The organism is Microbacterium luticellae, assembly GCF_050408645.1.
Taxonomy (GTDB): Bacteria; Actinomycetota; Actinomycetes; order Actinomycetales; family Microbacteriaceae; genus Microbacterium.
Genome location: NZ_JBNTKE010000002.1, coordinates 140,114 through 158,948, shown reverse-complemented (window position 1 = coordinate 158,948; position 18,835 = coordinate 140,114). Strand labels below are relative to the sequence as shown.

The window sequence follows — 18,835 nt, the reverse complement described above, 5'->3', positions numbered from 1 at the left end:
ACACACACAAGACACACACACAAGTCAAACCACAAGACACCCCACCACCGTCAAAAAACTAGACACAATAGGGCACCCACCCCCCACCCCCACCCAGCCCCCGCCCGCAAGCGTTCTGCCTTTCGCGGTGCGCGCAGGTCTGGGGGGTTTTTGCCGGGGCCCCTGGCGCGCCGCGTGGCGCGCGGTTTTGCTTCATTTCTTCGCTGACTCAGCGATTCTGTTCGCGATCGTCGCCCAACTGGTTGGGCACCTGCCTTCCAAGCAGGCGTGTGCGGGTTCGAGTCCCGCCGGTCGCTCTGTTAGTTACCGTCCAGTCGCCCGTTCGGGTGCTGGCTTCCGTTTCGGGAGAAGGGAAACGTTATGGCTGGTGTTGGCCCGGCGCCGAAGGAGAATCGTTCGCGTAAGCGGGATACTCCGACGCGCGAGATTATCAAGTCGGATGGGAAGCTCGGCGGGTTCCCTTTACCTGATGACGTGCTGCCGGTCGATCCTGAGACGGGTGACCGTGAAGAGTGGCATCCGGCGACTGTGCGGTTCTGGGAGAACTGGCGCGCTTCGCCGCAGGCATCGAAGATGGTGACTGCCCCGGACTGGGATTACATGCTCGACACGGCGTTGATGCACCACATTGCGTGGTCGTCGGGTGGTCGTAACAGTGAGCGGTTCGCAGAGATTCGGTTGCGGGTGGCGACGTTTGGTGCGACACCGGCTGACCGGTTGCGGTTGCGGCTCGAAGTCGAAGTTCCCGAAGAGTATCCGGTTGGTGCGTCTGATCGGTCGAACGTTACGAGCATTGAAGATCGACGTAGACGAATAGCTGGGGAGTGAGTAATGCCCCGGCGTTTGATTCGTACTCCGGGGCATGATCGTAATAGGTCACTGGGTTGGCTGGCTACGTGGTGGATTGAGTCTTTCGTTGTCCACGGCCGTGGTGGCGCGCAGGGGAAGCCTGTTCGTTATGGCGACGAATATACGGGTTTTGTTGTCGACTGCTATACGCATGATGCGGCAGGTCGTCGCCTGTATAACTCGGCGTTCTTTTCGCGCCCGAAGGGTACGGATAAGTCTGGTGTTGCTGGCGCGTTGGCGCTGTTCGAGGCGTTTGGGCCGGCGCGGTTCGCTGGCTGGGCTGAGGGTGGCGAAACGTACGAGTTTCTGGGGCAGGTGTACGAGTATCAGCCGGGTGAGCCTATGGGGAAACCGGTTCGTGCGCCGGTCGTCAAGATCATGGCGACAGAAGAAGGCCAGACGGGCAACGTCTTCGACAACATTTACTACAACCTGACCGACGAGAGCGCTCCGCTGTTCCAGCTGAAAGCTGCATACGGTGTTGACGCTGGCAAGACGCGCGTGTTGATTCCGCATAACGGTGGTTCGATCACGCCCTCGACGGCTGGTGCGGCCTCGAAAGACGGCGGACTTGAAACATTCGCTGTGTTCGACGAGACACACCTGTACGACACGCCAACGTTGCGGTCGATGTACGACACGGTTGTGCGTAACTTGTCGAAGCGTCGACGTGAGGGCACATGGTTCATTGAAACGACAACCATGTATGAGCCCGGCGCTGAGTCGGTCGCTGAGGATACGTACTTTCTTGCTGACAAGATCAGTGAGAAGAAAGCACGTCGGCCTCGGTTGTTGTTCGACCATCGGTGGGCTGACGTTGAATCGCTCGAACGTATCCGTATCCCTGACGATACGGTGCGTGCCGGTAGGCGACTCGAGACCGAAGAAGAGTACATTGCTCGGCTGTCGGAGGCGTTTCGTGAAGCGTACGGTGACGCGATCGAGTTCAACGACATCGACGGGCTGCTTGACGACCTGTTTGATCCGCGTCGATCTGAAGAGGACACTCGCCGCTACTTTTTCAACGCGGTTGTTGCCGGTAAACATTCGTGGCTGAAGTTGCACGAGTGGAGCCGTATCGGCTGGCAGTCGATTGCGCGTGCTGCGCGTGAGAAGGGCGAGAAAGTGCGACCTCGTCCACCTCGAAAGGGTGACGAGATTGCGCTCGGGTTCGACGGCGGGTTGACATCGGATGCGACGGTACTCATTGCTTGCCGGATTAGTGACGGTTACGTGTTCCCGATCGGCGTGTGGGAAGCTCCCGACTCGAACGAAGCGAAGAACTGGCAGGTCGACCATCAAGAGGTTGATGCTGTCGTTCGCGAAACGTTCAAGAAATACAAGGTCGTCGCGTTTCTCGCTGACCCGCCGCATTGGCGTGACTATGTGGAGGCGTGGGAGAACGATCTCGGGCCCGATCTTGTTGTGCGGGCATCCGAGACTAAGCCGATCACGTTCGAGACTGCACGGCACACGGAAATGGCGAAGGTTGTCGAGCGTACAGAGACCGCGATCAAGACGAAAGAGCTCTGTCATGGCGATAACCCGACGTTGACGCGGCATGTGCTGAATGCGTGCCGTTGGAAGCGCGCAGCGGGTGACGTTATCGGTAAAGACCGTAAAGGTTCGCTGAAGAAGATGGACGCCGCCGTAGGTATGTGCCTGGCGGTTGAGGGCCGTGCTCGCTATCGCAAGATGCCACGTCGTAAGAGCGGCGTGGTGAGGCGAGTTCGTTAGCTATTAGAAGGTGAGGGCAGATACGTGCTCACAGACACACATGTGCCTGATTCTGATGACTGGTGGCTGATACGGCTTGCCAACAAGCTCGGGGAGGGGCTGCCGCGCATGGAAATGTTGCGGCAACGTCGAGACGGGGAGGCGCTACTGCCGGTCGATACGTGGGACAAGGGCACGTCGGAGAACTACATGCGTTTCGTGAGGCGTTCACGGCTGCATGTGGCGGAGACGTTGCGTGACTCGCGTACCGACCGGCAGAAGGTGGTGGCGTTTCACACGAATGTTGAAGGTGGCGAGGACGGCGATCTTGCCGCGCAGACGATCTGGGATCGTTCGCGAATGGACGTTCAGTCGGTCAACCTTTTCAACGATATTGGCGACTTTGGCCGCGCATACATTACGACGACACCACACAACGGTAAAGCGATGTGGGAAGTTCGGAACGAGTGGAACACGATCAGCGAACAGCACGATCGGTTCCCTTGGCTGACTCGCGCGGCAATCACCGTCGGATATAACGCTGTGCTCGGCACCGAAGAGATCACGCTGTTCCGGGCAGGGTACTTTCGAGTCGCTTACCGCGAAACCCGTATCCCGACATTGCCGCAAGACGGTTCACAGTGGCTTGTGTCAAATGATTGGACGTGGGCGACCGCGCCGATTCGTACCGGGTCGGTTGATGATCCGCTTGTGACGCAGTTCTCAACGACGGACGGGTACGGGATCTATGAGAAGCACCTGGATACCCTCGACCGGATCAACGAGATAACGCTCAACGGGTTGACGTTGATTGTCATGCAAGCATTCCGACAGCGCGCGGTGAGCACAGACGATCTGCCGGACTACTACCCAGAAGGCCACCCGCAGGCCGGTCAACTGATCGACTATGACGAGGTGTTCCGTACCGGGCCCGCAGCGCTTTGGACGTTGCCGGTGAACGCGAAGATGTGGGAGTCCACACCAGCTGACCCTCGACCGATCTATGAGGCTCGACGTGACGAGCTCAAACACTTGTGCACGATCACGCGAACGCCCATGAGTCTGTTTGATTCGTCTAACGCGAACCAGTCGGCGTTGGGTTCACAAATCTCGCATCAGCCTCTAATCAAGGCCGTAGAGAAGATGAATCGCATGGCTGGCCCCGGTTTCGCGCAGAGCATGTCGCAGTCGTTCAAGATCGAGGGTGACACTGAGCGCGCCGATTACGCATCGCTTCGTACCGAGTTCGGGAAGGTCAACCCGTCCACTATGGCGGAGAAGGCCGAAGCTGCACCGAAGTTCAAGGCCGGTAACGCGCCACAGTCATACATCGACGCGGAAGTGTTCGAGATGACCCCGGCGCAACGTCGCCGCGCGAACATCGAGCGAGTCGAAGAGTCGTTCAACCGCGCGTTGGCCGAAGATTCGAGCGTGAACGATGCTGACCGATGAACAACGGCAACAGCTGCTAGTCGAAGCGTACGCGCGTGAGCATGCCCGGATAGTGACATCACTCATTCGGGCATTGCTCTCGATCTGGTTCGGGTTCGACTGGCTGTGGCGCCCGACGATGAAGAACGCGGCCGCAGCAGAGTCGGCGGTGCAAGTCGATATTGCTATGGCCCGCGCCCGTCGCCTCGCTCGAGTGTTCCAGTTGCGTCAACTGGCGCTACTGGATGCTGAACCCGATTCGTTGCCGGATATTGTCAACGCCTACGAACGGTCGGGTACGCCGATCGTTGAAGTGTACAAACGGCCGGCGTGGCAGGTCGAGCGCGAGTTGCGTAAAGCGATCGAGAAATCGGTTGACAACGAGATACAGAACCTCGCCGAACTGCCGACACAGTTGCCGACCGATCTGCAGAAGAAGCTCGAACAGCGACTTTCGACGATCGCGCACGACGACCTCGCCGCAGCGGCACGTGCCGAAGCGAAACAGGTGCTCAAAGCATCCGCGAAAGTCATCGGGTATCGGCGCGTGATTCACCCAGAGTTCTCAGTCACAGGCACATGTGGCCTATGTGTAGTGGCGTCGTCACGGCTCTACTACAAAGACGAGCTCATGCCGTTGCACGGCAACTGTAAATGCACGATCTCTCCCGTAACAGCGAAGCAAGACCTCGGGTTGAAGCTGAACGAGGAAGACCTAAAACGCATATATGACGCGGCAGGGTCGACCTACGCGGAGGATCTAAAGCGCATCAAGGTTGCTGTGAACACTCATGGTGAACTCGGGCCGATTCTGACACGCGACGGGCAACACTTCCGTTCTGTCGGAGATGTCAACCGCGACTCGAAGCGCCGAAAGTTCGCCGGTCACAAAGAGATGACCAAAGCAGACGATCAGCGCATGTGGGATGCGATGCGTGCCACATCAGAACGAGAACTAGCACGACTGTTGAAAGAACTCGCAGCCGGTAACAAGTTCTTGACCCAGACGATCGGCCAACACGATCTACGCATCGACGTAGAGTCGGCGATCGCAAGTCACAGGCGCATCATCGCGCGTGCTATCGCGCGTGGCGCATAACAGTTCTCCCGCACACGCGGGGAGGGCATCGATCCGGTGCCCTAATCACCCTTCCGATTCGGAGGATTCATTCTCATGTTCAAATTCAAGTCGAACTGCTTGCACTACCCGATGTTGCGTTTCATTGAAACGCCAGCAGACAGCGGCGGCGGTGACGGTGGCGGCAACGAAGATCTGGGGTTCCCGAAAGATACGCCCACATCGGAGATGACCGACGAGCAGAAAGCGGCCTACTGGCACAACCAGTCGAAGGTTCAGCAGAAAGCTCGCGAAGCCGCCGAACGGCAAGTAAGCGCATACCAGAAGTTCGGTTCGGTTGAGGACTTGCAGAGCGCCGCAGATGCTGCGGAACAGGCACGCCTCGCCGCGCTCGACGACAACGAACGTGCGCTCGAAACGGCACGTCAAGAAGCCCGCGCCGAAGCAGAACGTGAAGCTAACAGCCGACACTTGGCGGCAGCCGTTAGCGGGATGCTCATTGCGCGCACCATCAGTGAGGGTGAAACCTTCGAGGACGCTCAGGCGCGCATCGCCGGGGCGATTCAATTCGCTGACCTATCGAAATTCGTTGGCGACAACGGCGAACTGGACGCCGAAAAAATCCAGACGTTCGCGCAGTCCATCGGTTCGGCGGGCAGCAACAACAGTCCACAAAACCCGAATGCGGCCTGGGGACAGGTCTACAACCAGATTCACGACGGGCGTATCCAGCCCCAGCAAGGCGCAACCGGTTCGGTCGCCTCGTACGAACAGGCCGCATACGAAAAGAAGAAAAAGACAGCCTAGGAGGGCGAAATCATGTCTGACTTCCAAATCAGCACGAACGCTACCGGCGTCGCACAGGACACTCGTTGGCGCTGGTCTGCGCATGGCGAGGACTCGGCGCGACCTGGACAGCTTGACATCAGCACGCTCGATGCTCAGCACATTGTCAACGGACGTGCACCGTCCGGCCTTGCGCTCGGACAGATCACGGCAAGCAAGCTTTACGGCCCGTACGACGCATCTGCATCCGACGGCCGCGAAGTGCTCGCCGGCTATCTCAACGACAACATTGGCCCCGAAATTGTGGTCGGTGGTAAGCCGACGATCGCTGTGCTCAAACACGGCATCATCAAGGCGTCGCTCCTGCCCATCGCTAGCCAGCGTGCCGCCGTCATCACGGCCGACACGACCGGCTCGTTCACCTACGTGGAGGACTAATCATGGCGTTCACAAAGAACCACCGAAACTGTGCACAACTCACCGGCCACGCGCGCGCTGAGTTCCGGCTGCACGTTGAAAACTATGCGACAGCGAACCTGTTGCCGATCAAGCCGTCGGCATCGCTGTACTACTCGATCCCAGTCGGCCAGGGCGTGCTCCCCGCCGCTGCGTCGTTCCGTAGCTGGAACACCGAGTCTGAGGTCGGCGACCTGCCTGCCGGTGAAGAGCGAGGCGGCAAACTGCCACCTATCTCGATCCGCACGCCGGTTGACGAGTATCAGGAACTCGTCATGTACAACGCTGACGACGACATTATTGGCGAAGCGTTCGAGGAACGCGCCGCCCGTAACGCGCAGGCGATCGGTTCGCGGTTCGTGCTGGCGCAGGTCGAGGCTCTCGTGTTTGGCCGCGTGACTCTGCAAGAGCGTCAGATGAACCTCGTGGTCGACTTCGGGCGTAAGCCTGCACAGACGGCGACGGCGGGCACGCTGTGGAACGTGGCAAACGCTGACCCCATCGCTGACCTCGAAGGTCTCCGTCAGGTCATGGGCAAGGGAGTCACCTCGACTTTCCTGCCACGCTCGGTTATGTCGCTGCTCCAAACCAACACTGAGATCATCAAGCTCGTTACGGGTCGGGGCACCGATCTGCCGTCTCGTGTCAGCGAGCAGGATGTTCGCTCGGTGCTTGCCGACTGGGGCTTCGGCTACGTCGAAATCAACGAGCAGACGATCGTCAACCGTGCGGGCGCTGAGGTGCCGCTGTTCCCGGCTGACCGCGTGGTGCTCGTTTCTGGCTCGCAGGTCGGCGACACTCTGCTTGGTGTTACCGCTGAGTCGATTCAGCCCGAAAACGGTATCAGCCGTAAGGAAGCTCCCGGACTGTTCTCGGGCGCAACGCACTCGCATGACCCCGAGGGGTACAACGTGCTTGTCTCGGCGCTCGGCATTCCGGTGCTGACCGCCGCCGACAACACGGCCTCGCTGAAGGTCAAGTAACAAACCCATTGTGAGGGCCGGTTCATTCCGAATCGGCCCTCACGTGTTCCAAGAATTGAGGTCTGCATGTCTAGCAAAGTATTGACCGGTCACGTGTCACGAGTAGTCAACGGTGAGCTCGAAGCGTATGGCCCTGGCGATCCGGTGCCCGACTGGGTAACCAACCAGGCCATCATCAGCACGCACACTGTCGAAGCTTCAACGGTCGTTGCCGACGATACGCCCACTGGTGCAGGGATCGACAGCCCGGCAGGTAGCTCCGGGCAGCCGCCGAACGACGAAGGCGACGGGCTCGAAAATCTCAACAGTAAGAGCTTGAAAGAACTCGCGAAAGAGCTCGAAATCGCAACGAGTGGCCGTAAAGACGAACTCATTGAGCGCATCCGCGCCAAGCGTGCCGAACAGTCGAACGAGGGCGATCCTGCCAGCGGCGACGAAGCGGAGCGTGAACAGTTTGCCGCGAAGCTCACCGAACTCGGTTACGAGGACATCGACGGACTCGACATCGAGGACATGAAAGCGATCATCAACGAGAGGTGACATCGTGGCGAAACTTCCTGACGTTCCGACGGACGCGATCCCTAAGTATTCGACTGCCGACACGTCGGATTACAGCGACGAATATCTAGAGGGCAAGCTCGGGGAGGTAGTCGATCAGATTGCTTCTCGTTGGGGAAGTATCGTCGCAGCGCGACTCGCAAGCGGGCAACTATCTGAACGGCTCTACCAGGCCGTAGTTGTTCGCGTGGCCTCACGCGAATTTCGCAACACCGACGGGTATCAGCGAGAGAACGAAGGCCAATACGGGTACGAGGTTAGCGCCCTCGTCGCATCCGGGTATCTGTGGTTCACCGACATTGATGAGAAGGACTTGACCGGCGCGGTCGCCCCTAAAAAGGGTGGCCGCGTTGGCACCATCACGATGTCTCGACAACCAGGGTGGCCGTGATGTCTCTCCTTGACCGTAAAGCGCCACACACAGTCCAGGTGCTCGCACGTAAACGCTCACGAAACGACAGTGGCTTATCTGTCATGGAATATGACGGTGAGCCGGTGTCAGTTCGTTGCATGGTTGAGCCGGTTCGTGACTGGTCACAGGCCGAAGAGAACGTCTCTATCGGCTTGCAGGTGATCGACCTGCTTGTGATCCGGGCACGTCATTGGCCCGGCGACATCGACTCCCATGTTGTCTGGGAAGGTTCGCTCTACGAAACCGTAGGCGCACCGCAACATCACTCTGTCAGCAAGCGCACTCGTCATTGGCGAGTGACTATCAAATGGATACGCAAAGTGGGGTGACGGCATGGCTGACCTATACATCAGCAAGAAAGCTGCTTTAGAAGCCGCGATCATCGCTGGTAATCGGCCCGAGATGGACGAAGCCGCAGCCGCCACCTTGCGGACAGCCAAGACGATCGCGATACGCAATCGACTAACAGGCGACTATCTGAGGAGCCTCGGCACCGCGAAAGTACGCGGCGAATCCGGCACAGGAACACTCGTCAACGACCGTGTGATCTACACGACCGACGAGGGTGCGCTGTCCATCGAATACGGGCACATGGTGCGGTATAAGAATCAGCGACGCGTCCGATGGGTGCCAGGGCAACACATTCTGCAGCGCACTATGAAGTCGGTCGCGCTATGAAACTGCTCAACACCGACTTGCTGTTCCAGACGCTTCTTCGAGAAGCGTTCCCGCCCGAAGTTGCCGTGGTCGGCGACCTCGACCCCGGTTCATACGCCGATCTCCCACTATTCACGCACTACTCGACGGCAACACAAGAGGGCAACGGTAACGGGCTCTGGTCGGTCATGCTCACCGTCACCCTCATTTGCGAGACGCAAGACGCTTTCGGGCTCGCTTCCGAGCTATACAGCATCGTCTGGTCATGGAACATGCCTCGTGCAGGCGTGGTGCCAGGCGTTGGTGCGATCGAAACCGTCCAAGATTCCCTGGCGCCCGCCCGGCGTGGGGGAGAAGCACAGATGGAAGCGAAACAAATCGTCCAATACGACGGTTCGTGGAATTTCCGTGTTCGTAACGACTAATCCTTCTGCGCCCTAACGGGTGGGTCTGCAAACCACCAGGAGGTAACCGTGTCTGTTGACGCAACCAAGCTGATTATTCCGGGACACGGAACAGTGTTCCACGCGCCGCCCAACACTAAGCCGCCGGCGACACCGCTCGATGCATTCGACCTGCTCGATGACGGGCCGACACCGTGGCTGAACCTCGGGCACACATCGAAAACGAACACCATCGCGTTCACCAAGGAAGGTGGAGAGAAAGAAACTCTCGACACGTTCCTTGCTGACGGTGTTCGCACGTCGATCGGTTCGACCACGTGGGGAGTGGACATCGCATCGCTACAGATCGATGCCGACAACCTCGACCTCGCGTTCAACGGTGACTTCGACACGGAGACAGGCGGATATACGGTAGCAACCCCTGCGCCCGTCGGTCGTGCACTGTTCTTGTTCTTCCAAGACAACACCGGCGAGCTCGGATTCTGGCTGCCAAACACCGAGCTTGCACTCGGCGAAGCGCCGTCCGTCGACACCGCGAACTTCTTCGAGTTGCCGCTGTCCGCGAGCATCCTCTCCGCGCCGTCGAGCGTCATCCCGGCCGTTAACGGCCGTCCTGGACTGTTCCAGATTTTCAAGACCGGGCTTACCGCACCGTAAGCCGACTTGACCCGTCCCCGTGGGTGCAGACACGCAGACCCGCCCACGGGGACGAACCATCCCTTTAGGTCTGCCATAACCGTGAAAGAGGTCTGCGATGACTACTGGAACCAACCGCACGGCTGCTAAGAAACCTGCCGCTGCTAAGAAACCTGCCGTCGCTAAGAAGCCTGCCGCGAAGAAACCGGCACCGAAGCCTAGCGAGATCGTTGACGCGGAACTCGAACGCGATGACGTCGTGCAGGAACTTCTGGCAGACATGCCGGAACTGCGGCCCCCGCACCGATTCCGCCTCGCTCACCGAAACGCATTTCAGAACCTTGTTCTCGAAGCGATGAAGGCCGGTGTGTTCGGTAGCGACGACGACGGCCGCGAGGGAATGCTCAGCTACAACCTGGATGACCCAGCAGACATCGAGCGGTTCCAGAAGCTGAACGATTTTGTCGCATCAATTGACATATGGGCTGAGTCAATTGCTGTGAACCCCGAAGAGTATGCGCTGTGGGCTGAGGGCAAACAGCAAGAAACGTTCATGGCACTCTTCACCACCTACCAGGAGGCCTTGGGGGAATCCGGGAACTCCGCGAACTGATCGACGAGCTCGACGTTCACGGAGACCTTCGCGCTGACCTTGCCGCGTTCTACCACATCGACATTGATGACGTGTGGCGCGGCAAGGTCGGCACAAAGCACGTTATCTATCTGTCCGAACACTTGTGCAGAAACCCGTACTCGCGCGTATTCGCGTTGCGCGGCGGTTCACCGCAACTCATGGGCTGGGATCAGCACACCGTCATTGCGGCACGCACACACAACTTGATCGCAAGTCTCGTGTCGTCGCTCAGTGGCAAACATGACCCGGAGTTGTTTATCGACTATCCGGGCGGCGAGAAGAAAGAACAGACGGTCGAGGTCATTGCGCCCGCGACTATCGCTGAGTTCAGCGTTTCAGGGTTCAACAACTTGATATATGGGGGTGCGTAGTGGCACTAAACGCCGGACGCAGTATCGGGCGGTTGAACATCCGAGTTATCCCGGATGCGCGCAAGTTCCGAGAGCGACTAAAAGCACAAATCCTCAAAGAGACACGTGGCTTGAACGCGACGGTGACGATCGACAAAGCGAACGTCGACCGACACAAGGTGCGTGAAGATATTCGCCGCCAAATGGCGCTCATGAAGGACATCGCGTTCGACGCGAAAGCTCATGTCGTCGTGGACAAGGTGAAGCTGCGCAAGTCTCAGCTGCGGAAAGCGATTCAAGAAGAGTTCGACAAGTTCGATGACATTCGTGTTCGCATCCACGCTGAGGTTGCGAACAAGCAGATGTTCGAGCGCGAAGTGAAGCACATGGTGAACAAGGCTTCGCGCAACGAGGTCAAGCTCGACGTGAACGCGATCACGGCGGGCGCAACAGCGCACATCAAGTATGTGGCGCGGCCGCGTATCGTCACGCTCCTTGTCCGGGTGTCGAAGAAGTCTGTCGCTTCGGCGTTGACTGCCCTCGCAGCACTGTCGGGTGCCCGGCTGTCGTGGAAGTGGATTGATTCGCTGCTCGACAAGATGAAAGAGCTCGACCGGAACTTGCCGCGTATCACGGCATGGACGAGCGGTATCACGGCGCTGGTTGCTGCTGTAGCGGCGGCAACCAGTGGCGTGGTCGGTGTCGGACAAGGGTTGTTCTCGATCCTGCCCGCGTTTCTCGTACTACCGGGGTTGATCCTCAACGCTGGCGCATCGATCACGTCGCTCATCGTCGCTTTGCGTAATGCGGGCGATGAACTGTCGCCGTTGAAAGACGACATGTCGGAACTGTCCGACATCATCAACGTCGGCTTCTGGGATCGGGCACGTCAGCCGATCATCGACCTTGTTCAGAACCTCATGCCTCAGCTGCGCCGTGCGTTCAAAGATGTTTCCGAGGGTATCGGAGACTTCACAGCCGGCATGGCGGCGGCGTTTGGCGATGAACTTTCAGGCGGTCGGTTGGAGTCGATCTTCAAGGGCATTGCCGACGGTTGGCGTGTGCTCGCATCCGGTGCGCCCGCGTTCGCCGGCGCGATGGTGTCGCTGTCGCAGATCGCCGCCACCTATACGCCGCGCCTAGCGCGCTGGTTTGTGCGGCAAGCAGACACGTTCGACAAGTGGCTTGAAGCGATCGCCACAGACGGCAGGCTCGGGCAGTGGATGGAAGATGCCATCGACTCGATGTACGACGTTTGGGATGCCGTGCGCGGTATCTCTGGCGTGTTCGAGGGGCTGTGGTCGGCGGCGGAAGCTGCGGGCTCGGGTGGACTCAAAGGTTTCGCCCAGTTGATGCTCACGTGGGAGCGGACTGTCAAGAGTGCCGACTTCCAGCGTGGGCTTGAAGCGGTATTCCGTGGCTCCGGTGTCGCCATGACTGCGTTCGGTGACGCTATCCGTGGGATCGGTCGACTCGTATCTGATCTTGATCGACAGTTCGAGCGGTTTATCGGCTCAGCGGGTGGATTCCTCGGTGGACTGATCGAAGGTATCGCGGATGCGATGAACCAACCTGCGTTCGGTGCTGGGTTGATGGACTTCGCCGACGGGTTCGATCGTGCAGTGGAGCGTATCCTTCCTCACTTGCCGAAGATAGCCGAAACTTTCGGTGGATTCCTCGGTCTATTGGGCGAAATGATAGCCACGCTTCTACCGACGGCGACGGCCGTACTCGAAGCTCTCATGCCCACCGTAGACTCGCTCATTTCGAGCATCCGCGACAGCGGCATTCTCGAAACCTTGGGTGATGCGCTCGTTGAAATATCGCAAGCTCTAGCGCCGGTGGTGAAAGACCTCGCGGATGCTCTCGGCCCGGTCGTTATCGGAATTATTCGCGATCTCGTGAACATTCTTGTTGATCTGACTCCCGTTATCGTCACGCTTTCAGAAGTGCTCGTGCAGTTCGTGGAAGCCGTTGGTAAATGGGTTGAGGGTAATAACGATTTCTTCGACGGCATCCGCCAAGCTATGGGCATCGATGTCGACTCCGAAGGTGCCATGAAAGAGTTGAACAAACTTGGCAACTTCCGAGGAAAAGACGACGGTAAATGGTGGACGATCGAGCCGCGCATCGACTTCAACCGGCTGTGGAACGATAACCGGCACTCAGCGGAAGAAAACGCGCGCAGGATTGCTGTCGCATTCATGGACGAGTACCAGAATGTGGTGTCCACTCAGGGTAAAGAAGCGGCTGACGAGCTAGTTCAGTCGTTCAAGAACATCGAGGGTCTGCCACCAGAGGTTGAAGCGAAGATCAACGAGTCGCTGCGTCGTGGATTCGCGATGAAGGACTTGAACGTCATCGACCAGAAAGCAGTAGACATTGCCGTGAAGGCCGTGGCCGATGCCTTCAAGGAAGGCGGGCAAGATAGCGCACGCGACGTATGGAACTCGTGGGTCATGGGCATCGGTAGCGCCCGTAATCCTATGAGTCCCGAACTTCGCGAATGGGTAGCACAGGGGCTTAGCGATCTCGGGGTTGAGCTTGAAACCAGCGCATCGGGCGCAGGTGGCGGTATGGCCGCTGGCTTAACTCGCGGGATGCTACTCGGCTATCCGAGTATCCAGAGCTCCGTGAACGGCGTGAAGGGTGTCGCCGAATTGGGGTTGAACGGTTCGCAAGGATGGTTGGTACCTCGGGGCCATGCGCTCATGGACGGTGTACGTACCGGTGCGGAACGTCGACGTAGTTCTGTCGGCAGCGTGTTTAGTGGCGTGCGTAGCATCGTGCAAGCACCGTTGTCGGGCGCCGGGTCGTGGCTCGTGTCATCCGGTGAAGCGATCGTGTCAGGTCTGATTAGTGGCTTGAACTCGATGCTCGGCAGTCTCCAAGAGGCCGCTGCAGGTGTCATGTCCACGGTTCGTGATTTCTTCCCGAACTCGCCTGCGAAGGTCGGGCCGTTCTCTGGCGATGGGTGGCGGGCAGTGTTGCGCTCTGGCGCGGCGGTTGCTCGTCAATTCACTACCGGGATGGGAGAAGAAATGGCGCGCTCTACGGGCGATGCTATGTCGGCGTTGCAGTTCCGGCCGAACCTTAGCGGTGCCGCGAATGGCCGTTCGCCGCTGTCTGGTGGCGGCGGCGTGAACTTGACGATCAATAACCCGGTAGCTCGGGATATTCAACGTGATGCGTGGGATGCCGCGCAGATAGCGGGGGTTTTGGTCTGATGTATCGCGTCAATGGTGTGCCGTTGGATAACCCGGCCCTGGGATGGATTCTCAGGGCCGGGACTATCCCGTATTCGGCGTTGGAACCGGCGCTCGATGTCGTGAAAGTTAACGGCCGTGATGGTCACACGTGGCTACCGACCTCGCTGGATGCGCCGTTCATGTCGTTCAAGATCAACACGCCGCCGTCTGGTTGGGAAGCGCTACTCACGCTTTTCAACCAGCCGGAACTTGTGGTCACGCGGGACGACATGCCGGATCGAGAGATCGTTTGCCGGCTAGCTTCGTCGGCACCGAACCGGGTGTATGCACGTAACGAGTGGATCGATGTCACGTTTGTGCTCGAAATGCCTGGTGTGTTTTGGCGTTCTACCGCCATTGACACGTTCTCTACTTCTGTAACAGCTAACACGACCTTGGAGTTGTGGGGAGCGGGGGGTGTGGGCGGGACGGTTGTTGCGTCGAACGTGTTCACTAACCCACGGTTTGTGGGAAACGGGCAGCGGGTAGAAATACGCCGTAACCTGTGGACTGATCCTCTATTTGGGACTACAGAACCGGGTGGCCCTACAGGCGGTGCGGGTGCGACACCTGCGCCGTGGACGATCTATCAGCGGTGCGAGATTACGAAGCCTGCCAATGGGGTCATCCATGTGACTCGTGTTCAAACAGGCGGTAATGCTGGCCCGGGAACAGTAGTAATTCCCGCATCGGCGGGAATGGTCGTAACCATATCGGCGAAGGTAGAGAACACGAACGCTTGGGGCCGCGTGCGTGCTATCGGCTTCGACTCGTCTAGCAACTCCGATGTAGGTTCGCAGGTACTGGGAGCTAACGCTACGTCTGGACAGTGGTCAGAAGTCACCATCACGATTCCGGCTGGTGCTGATCGGTTGAACTTTCAGTTGCAGGTGGCAGGTAACGTTGGCGATAACGCGACGTTTTCTGAATTGCAGATTGAGCTTGGAAGCACTCGCGGATCATTCTTCGCGCCAGGGATTCAGTCACCTGATGTTGACATGCAGGCCGCGTTTGTGGGAGAGGTCGGTAAGTCGGAATCGGTTCTGACGGGTGAGGCTGTAGCGGGTGTTACGGGGTGGCAGGCTCACGCGATCCGATCCGCGAAGTTCGGTGGTTCGTTGCGGTTGATTCCAACAAACGCAACATCAGCAGCTATCGGGCTTATTACTGTCCCCTCGTCGGCACGGTTCGCGGGCACAGCAGCCGTTACATTGCATCTCGAACAACCGTTGACGAACATTGTTAGTCAGAGCGCTACACGCCGCATCAGAATCAACACGCCGCCTGTTCAGGGCGGGCTTTCGGATGCGGCACCGAATGAGGCCGGGTCGTGGCCGTTGCGGACGTTCTGGAACCAAATGCCAGGCTCGAACTACCAGATGCAGTTGTATGCGGGTAACGGCCTTGGCGGCGGCGACACGTACTGGACGATGGGCGGCATATTCCCCGGCGTCTACCAAGGCGACGTTTTCACGGGCGCTACACCTTCGACGCGGCTTCAAGTGTATGCGTGGGCGAGCACACCGGATGGTTCAGCATCAACCAAGACCGTGTACACGTCATGGGATGGTGGCCTATCCGCGCCGGTGAATGATGCGGTACTACGTTTGCGTGGCCCTGCTGAGTCTTGTCTCGTGACAGACAGTAGCGGCGCGTGGGTATCGCTCCCACCTGTCCCAGCAAACCAATACGTCAGGTTTGACGCGAAAACGGGTCGGGCATGGCAAACCACGTCGGACACGTGGACGGGTGGCACGGAAGTATCCGGGCTGGTCGATTTCGGCGGGCCTCGTGGATGGTTCGAGATCACGCCGGTGCTCACTTCGCCGGATGATCGGCGCGGGAAACTCACGGTCGCCGGTACCGGCGTATCGGGTGCTACGCGGCTTGAAGTGCGTGGCCGTGCCGCATATCTGCAATAACCAATATGGGGGGGTCTGCAAGTGTTTGATGTACGGATCAGGCTCATGTCTGACGACGGGCTCACGCCGCAAAGGGTGTTGCAGACTCAACATTTCGAGGTCACCCAAGTTGATACGGCTACAGCGACACTCTCTGTCACTATTGCGGAGAGTGTCGCTGACCGGATCGACGCACCGTTTGTGGTGCGAGTGGAGTATGCGACCGGGTTCGGGTATGTGTCGCCACGTAACGGCCTGTTCATGCTTGATGAGTATGACGGGGATGACGCGGACGCGACGGGAACGGTCAAGTTCACGGGTGTCGATTTCGTGTCCTGGAAACTCGCCCGCACCTACCACCACTGGAAAGCGGGAGCGAAAGACGGCGCCCGCGTCTGGTCACAAGGTGGACAGCCGGTATCGGCTGGTTTTCTCATGGCGGGGCTTCTCACCGAATCGAAAGCACGCGGCTGGGGTTCGGAAATCACACACGATTTCACGGGCACCACCGACAGTCTCGGCCAGACGTGGGAAGCGTCCGACAAGATCCTTGAAGCATGGCCGCTACTGAAACCACTGTCGAACATTTTGAGTCAACTCACCGAACAGGGACTCTGTGATTGGTGGACTGAGGGCACACAGCTGCGGTTGGCGCGTGCCGGGTCTGGTGATCTGCGAGAGAACATTGTGCTCGGTGGGCCGCAATACAACCGGCGGCCTGTGCGCGGGTCGTTCTCGAACGTGTTCACGAACCTGACGGTCGTGCCGGAAAAGTCGTCCTACTGGCTGTATCTACAGAACGAGGGTGCTTCGACCCGGTTTGGTCGGCTCGAATCGACGATGACCCAATCGGGTATCGCCTCCCATATGACGGCCACTCGGTTGGCTCAGCCGACGCTCACGCGAGGCCGTGCCATGCAACACGAACTCTCGTTCGACTGGGTGCCTGACGTTGCCGGATATGTGCCGTGGACGCATTTTCAGGTGGGCGACACGGTGTATACGAAGTCGCGTACCGGCAAAACGTTGCAACGCGTGATCGGTATTCAGGTATCCCGGTCAGGTAATGAGGCCGTAAAAGTGCGGGTCGTCACCGGCGACAAGCTGGTATCTCTCGCGGCACGGCAAGCGAAACGGCTCGGTGCGGGCAGTATCGGTGACATTGTGGGCGGCACCGGAGATAACCTGCCACCGTCGCCGGGGTATACGTTCGCGGAACCGGTAGCACCAACAGGCCTGCATGTGGCATCGAATGTGGGTGAGTGGCGGGCCGACGGGTCAGCGAAAGCCACGGTCACTATCGGGTGGGATGCTGTCTCACAATCGGTGGACGGTTCTGATGTTGACGTGGAAGCGTACGAGGTTGCGTCACGGCTCGACCACACCGACCCGGTGATCTTCGCCACCACGAACAGCCTCACCGTCACGGTCGATGATTGGGAACCGGGTGTGACTCGGCTCGTGAAAGTACGGGCCCGCGCGTCTGGGGATCGAGTATCTGACTGGACTATCGAGGTGCCGGTCACACCACAAATGCCGTCGAGTATTATCCCGAAAGCGCCGGAAGGGCTCACGGAACTGTATAACGTGGCCGGGTTTCTGCCTGGCGGCAGGCCGGTCGCCTATTATGCGATTCAATGGACGCCGGTAACGCAGTCAACTGACGGCGACCCGGTGGTTGTTACCGAATATGAGGTTTTCGACGGGTTCGCAACACATCGGACAGCCGGTAATGCGCATTCCGGGGAACTCGTGCCAGGCGAAACGGTTGCTTTACAGGTGCGGGCGATCAGTAACCGGGGCGTCTATTCCGATTTCAGTGACCTGATCATGGTCACGGGTGCCACACCGGATGGGCTCACCGATAAACCGTCCACGCCGATACTGTCCACTGACCTCGGGCTCGTGAATGCTCGATGGGACGGGCTTATCGGGGGTGCTGTTCCACCGGACGGGTTCGGGTACGTCTATATGGACGTGGCCCCGTCTGAGGACGGCCCGTGGCAACCTTTCGGCACACCGTTGACGGGCGCGGGCGGCGCGAACGTGCGGCCTACCGTCGTCGGCAAGAGTGTCGGTGACGACCTGTATATACGGTTCCGCATGTCGGATACTCTCGGCAGGCCCGGGCCCGTATCTGACACCGCGTCGATCCTCGTTGAAGGTATTGACGGGCCGGATATTAAAGCGAACGCGGTAGACGCGAACCACGTCAGGGCCGGGTCAATTTCGGTGAACCATGTCGAGCCGTCATTCGGTGACGAACTCGACATCACAGCGAACAGCTCGATCAACTTCATTGTCGGCAGGCAGGACGATCAAGAACAGCAGCTTGTTGATCTTGACGGTGCAGTGCATGACGCGGCAGACGCGGCAGGGCAAGCACAATCGTCGGCTGATGGTGCGCAAGCATCCGCTGACGATACAGCAGCGCGGCTCGATACGCACCAAACCTATTACCGGTTCGGTGCAGACGGGCTCAGTATTGGCGACCCGAACGGGGATGCTGAACTCAGGTTGAAGCCGGCTCGTATCGAGATGGTGCAGAACGGTGTCGTCGGCTCCTATTGGGAGGGCGGCGTTTTCGTCGCCGACGAAACACGGCTCAAAAGGTCGTTGATCGGTAATCATCGGTTCGAGGAATACGGGCCGGGACGCACGATCGTCAGGCCAATCTAACAACACACACAGGAAGGGCGAGGGACACGTTCTCTCGCCCTTTCTGCATGTCTAAAG

At 58.8% G+C, this 18,835-nt stretch carries 18 protein-coding genes and 1 tRNA gene; all 19 read left to right on the top strand.

Annotation, left to right across the window (positions count from 1 at the left end):
- The first annotated feature begins 223 nt into the window (after positions 1-223).
- A tRNA-Gly gene (locus ACQUSW_RS06365) sits at positions 224-296 on the top strand.
- Positions 297-360: 64 nt separating this feature from the next.
- Positions 361-828, top strand: a complete 468-nt coding sequence (locus ACQUSW_RS06360) for a phage terminase small subunit (RefSeq protein ID WP_428931450.1) — start codon at positions 361-363, stop codon at positions 826-828.
- A 3-nt stretch (positions 829-831) separates the two neighbouring features.
- Positions 832-2,586 (top strand): terminase large subunit domain-containing protein, encoded by a 1,755-nt coding sequence (locus ACQUSW_RS06355; protein ID WP_428931449.1) that lies wholly within the window; start codon positions 832-834, stop codon positions 2,584-2,586.
- A gap of 24 nt (positions 2,587-2,610) precedes the next feature.
- Entirely contained in the window at positions 2,611-4,017 is a 1,407-nt protein-coding gene (locus tag ACQUSW_RS06350; RefSeq protein WP_428931448.1) for a hypothetical protein, read from the top strand.
- A 52-nt stretch (positions 4,018-4,069) separates the two neighbouring features.
- Positions 4,070-5,095, top strand: coding sequence for a VG15 protein (locus tag ACQUSW_RS06345; protein ID WP_428931447.1), 1,026 nt, complete (start codon positions 4,070-4,072; stop codon positions 5,093-5,095).
- Positions 5,096-5,170: 75 nt separating this feature from the next.
- Positions 5,171-5,881: a hypothetical protein gene (locus ACQUSW_RS06340; protein WP_428931446.1), complete on the top strand. Its 711-nt coding sequence runs from the start codon at positions 5,171-5,173 to the stop codon at positions 5,879-5,881.
- A 12-nt stretch (positions 5,882-5,893) separates the two neighbouring features.
- Positions 5,894-6,298, top strand: a complete 405-nt coding sequence (locus tag ACQUSW_RS06335; protein ID WP_428931445.1) for a hypothetical protein — start codon at positions 5,894-5,896, stop codon at positions 6,296-6,298.
- A 2-nt stretch (positions 6,299-6,300) separates the two neighbouring features.
- The gene (locus ACQUSW_RS06330) at positions 6,301-7,299 is read left to right on the top strand and encodes a major capsid protein (RefSeq protein ID WP_428931444.1); all 999 of its coding nucleotides are present in this window, start codon (positions 6,301-6,303) and stop codon (positions 7,297-7,299) included.
- A gap of 66 nt (positions 7,300-7,365) precedes the next feature.
- Positions 7,366-7,839, top strand: a complete 474-nt coding sequence (locus ACQUSW_RS06325) for an SAP domain-containing protein (RefSeq protein ID WP_428931443.1) — start codon at positions 7,366-7,368, stop codon at positions 7,837-7,839.
- A gap of 4 nt (positions 7,840-7,843) precedes the next feature.
- A complete protein-coding gene (locus tag ACQUSW_RS06320) occupies positions 7,844-8,248 on the top strand; it encodes a hypothetical protein (RefSeq protein ID WP_428931442.1) in 405 nt (134 codons plus the stop codon).
- On the top strand, positions 8,248-8,598 hold the full coding sequence (locus tag ACQUSW_RS06315) for a hypothetical protein (RefSeq protein ID WP_428931441.1): 351 nt from the start codon (positions 8,248-8,250) through the stop codon (positions 8,596-8,598). Before ACQUSW_RS06320 ends, ACQUSW_RS06315 begins: the two co-directional genes overlap by 1 nt.
- 4 nt (positions 8,599-8,602) lie before the next feature.
- On the top strand, positions 8,603-8,947 hold the full coding sequence (locus ACQUSW_RS06310; RefSeq protein ID WP_428931440.1) for a DUF5403 family protein: 345 nt from the start codon (positions 8,603-8,605) through the stop codon (positions 8,945-8,947).
- Positions 8,944-9,351, top strand: a complete 408-nt coding sequence (locus ACQUSW_RS06305) for a hypothetical protein (RefSeq protein ID WP_428931439.1) — start codon at positions 8,944-8,946, stop codon at positions 9,349-9,351. Before ACQUSW_RS06310 ends, ACQUSW_RS06305 begins: the two co-directional genes overlap by 4 nt.
- Before the next feature lie 48 nt (positions 9,352-9,399).
- The gene (locus tag ACQUSW_RS06300; RefSeq protein ID WP_428931438.1) at positions 9,400-9,987 is read left to right on the top strand and encodes a phage tail tube protein; all 588 of its coding nucleotides are present in this window, start codon (positions 9,400-9,402) and stop codon (positions 9,985-9,987) included.
- 97 nt (positions 9,988-10,084) lie between these two features.
- Positions 10,085-10,579 (top strand): hypothetical protein, encoded by a 495-nt coding sequence (locus ACQUSW_RS06295; RefSeq protein ID WP_428931437.1) that lies wholly within the window; start codon positions 10,085-10,087, stop codon positions 10,577-10,579.
- Between the two features lie 71 nt (positions 10,580-10,650).
- Positions 10,651-10,971 carry a hypothetical protein gene (locus tag ACQUSW_RS06290; RefSeq protein WP_428931436.1) on the top strand — a complete coding sequence of 107 codons (321 nt, stop codon included), beginning with the start codon at positions 10,651-10,653 and terminating at the stop codon, positions 10,969-10,971.
- Positions 10,971-14,177 carry a phage tail family protein gene (locus ACQUSW_RS06285; protein ID WP_428931435.1) on the top strand — a complete coding sequence of 1,069 codons (3,207 nt, stop codon included), beginning with the start codon at positions 10,971-10,973 and terminating at the stop codon, positions 14,175-14,177. The genes ACQUSW_RS06290 and ACQUSW_RS06285 overlap by 1 nt, the downstream gene beginning before the upstream one ends.
- The gene (locus tag ACQUSW_RS06280; RefSeq protein ID WP_428931434.1) at positions 14,177-16,120 is read left to right on the top strand and encodes a hypothetical protein; all 1,944 of its coding nucleotides are present in this window, start codon (positions 14,177-14,179) and stop codon (positions 16,118-16,120) included. The genes ACQUSW_RS06285 and ACQUSW_RS06280 overlap by 1 nt, the downstream gene beginning before the upstream one ends.
- 45 nt (positions 16,121-16,165) lie before the next feature.
- The gene (locus ACQUSW_RS06275; protein WP_428931433.1) at positions 16,166-18,778 is read left to right on the top strand and encodes a phage tail protein; all 2,613 of its coding nucleotides are present in this window, start codon (positions 16,166-16,168) and stop codon (positions 18,776-18,778) included.
- The last annotated feature ends 57 nt before the right edge of the window (positions 18,779-18,835 follow it).